This window comes from Acidovorax sp. GW835-FHT14B10, from assembly GCF_058793725.1.
Genome location: NZ_JBXAGC010000067.1, coordinates 1 through 2,413 on the forward strand (window position 1 = coordinate 1; position 2,413 = coordinate 2,413).

Annotated in this window: 3 protein-coding genes; all 3 read right to left on the reverse strand. The window is 62.7% G+C overall.

Annotated elements, in window-relative coordinates:
* Positions 1-106 precede the first annotated feature (106 nt).
* Positions 107-1,105: a tyrosine-type recombinase/integrase gene (locus AC1Q5S_RS22195; RefSeq protein ID WP_492239450.1), complete on the reverse strand. Its 999-nt coding sequence runs from the start codon at positions 1,103-1,105 to the stop codon at positions 107-109.
* Complete coding sequence (locus AC1Q5S_RS22200) at positions 1,098-2,054, reverse strand: tyrosine-type recombinase/integrase (protein ID WP_492239451.1); 957 nt, start codon at positions 2,052-2,054, stop codon at positions 1,098-1,100. Before AC1Q5S_RS22200 ends, AC1Q5S_RS22195 begins: the two co-directional genes overlap by 8 nt.
* The coding region (locus tag AC1Q5S_RS22205) for a tyrosine-type recombinase/integrase (RefSeq protein WP_492239452.1) at positions 2,051-2,413 on the reverse strand (363 nt) is incomplete at its 5' end. The genes AC1Q5S_RS22205 and AC1Q5S_RS22200, both read right to left, overlap by 4 nt.

A 2,413-nucleotide genomic window follows, 5' to 3' on the forward strand; every position in this document is an offset into this window, starting at 1 on the left:
CGGTTATGTTACGGCCCGAGATATGTGGCCATCGCCAGGCGCCCGTTGTTGCTCACCGAGGAGGTTTGCCCTGGCAAGCAGCACATAACTTCTGCGCGGCACCGCCCTAGAGATTACGCATGAAGTCCATGACCGATACCGTGGGCTTGCGATGTCGTGATGCTGCGGGCAGGCCTGTGATGTCGACGCTGGCCAGTGCCTTGGCTTTCATCTCAAGGTCGACTTCGGCATAGACGTTGGTGGTATCCAGTGAGACATGCCCGAGCCAGGCGCGAATCGTATTCAGGTCTACACCGGAGCGCAGCAGATGGACGGCGGTCGTGTGGCGCAGGATGTGCGGGCTTATGCGTTTGTCTCGCATAGACGGGACGCGCTGCGCGGCAAGCTCGGCACACACCGTCACGACGCGATGCACGCCGAACCTGGTCATGGGCTCACCGGTTCGACCTCGGAAGACGCGGTCCTCGAGGCCCTGATCCCTGACCAACGGCCGAAGCACGACTGCGGTCTTCGGCCACAGCGGACATACCCTCCACTTGTTGCCCTTGCCGAGGATGCGCACTGACGGCGAAGTGCCGAGCTGCAGGTTGCAAGCGCGCAGGGATGCCGCTTCATCGGCACGCGCGCCGCTGTTGTAAAGGAAGAGCATGAGTGCGTAGTCGCGCGCACCAAGTACCGTTTGCTGGTCCGGCACTCGTAGCAAGGCATCTACCTCGGGCTTGTCCAAGTAGCCAACGACCGTCTTGGACGCCTTCTTGAACGGTACCGATCGAACTTGCGCACACCACGCCGCGTGCTCGGGCGAGCGGGCTCCGATGTACCGGGCCAGCGAGTGGATTGCCGCGAGTCGGTGGTTGCGCGTCAGGACCGCGCATTGTCGATCATGTTCGAGGTGCTCCAGAAACGCCCGTACACGGTCAGCCGAGATGTCTTCGACCAGGAGTCGGTCGACGTCCGATTTTGCGTGATGACCAACAAACGGCAGCAGCAGCGTCAGGCTGTCGCGGTAGCTGACCTGCGTGTTGCGCGCAAGGTTGCGCTCGGCCACAAGGTGTTCCAACAAGAAGCGTCGTACCCAAGGCCCAAGAACGGCGGTGTCACGCATGGTCGGCCACCTCGTCTTCCACGGTCTCGGCATAGGCGGCGAAGCGCATGCTGGCCGCTTGCAGCAACTCCGGCGTCATCTGCAAATACCGCTGCGTAGAAGCAACGCTGACGTGGCCGAGGTAGGTAGCCAGCTTCGGCAGGAGTTGCTGCACGTCGTGGCCCTGCTGGTACCAGGTCAGCACTCGATGCACGGCTGCAGTGTGTCGTAAATCGTGCAGTCGCGGCGGCCGAGACGCGCCCGGAGGACATCCAATTCCAGCGTGGGCACGCACCCGCTGGAACAGCGTCACGACGCGAGGGTAGTTCATCCGGTGACCCTCACGGCTCGCGAAGAACGCCGAGCTCGAGCCTTGGGGCATGGACACGCAGCAGCGTCGCTTGAGGTAGGCGGCCAGCGCAGCTGCAAGTTGCTCGCCCACCGGCACGAGACGAGATTTGTAGAACTTCGTCTCGTGTACGGTCAGCACTCGCTCAGCCAGATCGACATCCGCCAAGTTCAGGCGCAAGGCCTCGCCGACCCGAATTCCACTGCCGTACAGAGTCAGGATCAGCGCCCGATAGGTGGGCGCCTGCATCCGGCTGCATGGCGATTCGAGGACGTCTGTCGCATCGAGCAGGCGTTTCAACTCGGCTCGGGAGTACACGTAGGGGGTGATCGACGGTGGCAATGCCGGGCGTTGATCCGGAAGCGCCGAAGCGCTCACATGACCTCGAGCCATAGCAAATCTGTAGAGACCAGCCAAGAGCTGATACCGCGCCGTCCAAGTGGCACTGAGATCACCACGGCCGCGTAGGAATGTCGCCACTGCTTGGGGCGTCACCGCGGCCAGCGGTTGATCATCGGTCTCGCGTGCGAACTGGTACAGCGCACGCTCACCACTACGCAGCCGCGTTCCATGGGCACGCTTGGCGGCGAGATAGTCTTTGATGAGTTCGCTCGTCTTCATTGCAGGCCCCCCAAGTCGAATTCGCCGACTTGGCGCAGAGCAGCCAGGTCGACCTTGGCGTAGATGCTCGTCGAGGCCGCGCTGCGGTGACCCAAGTGATCGCCGATCTCCTTGAGCGTCAGTCCGTCGGCGAGCATCTTCGATGCGCAGGCATGGCGCAACGCGTGGGGGCCGAGGTGCGCCGCCTGCACGCCCAGCGAACGCAAGCGCCGGTTGACAACGTCGTAGATGCCAGGCGGCGTGATTGGTACACGGGGTGACCGCGTTCGGATGAACACTTGCGCATGGGCAACCGAAGGTCTGACGGTTTCGATGTACGAGATGAGGGCCTGCTCGACCGACGACACCAGTGGATAGAT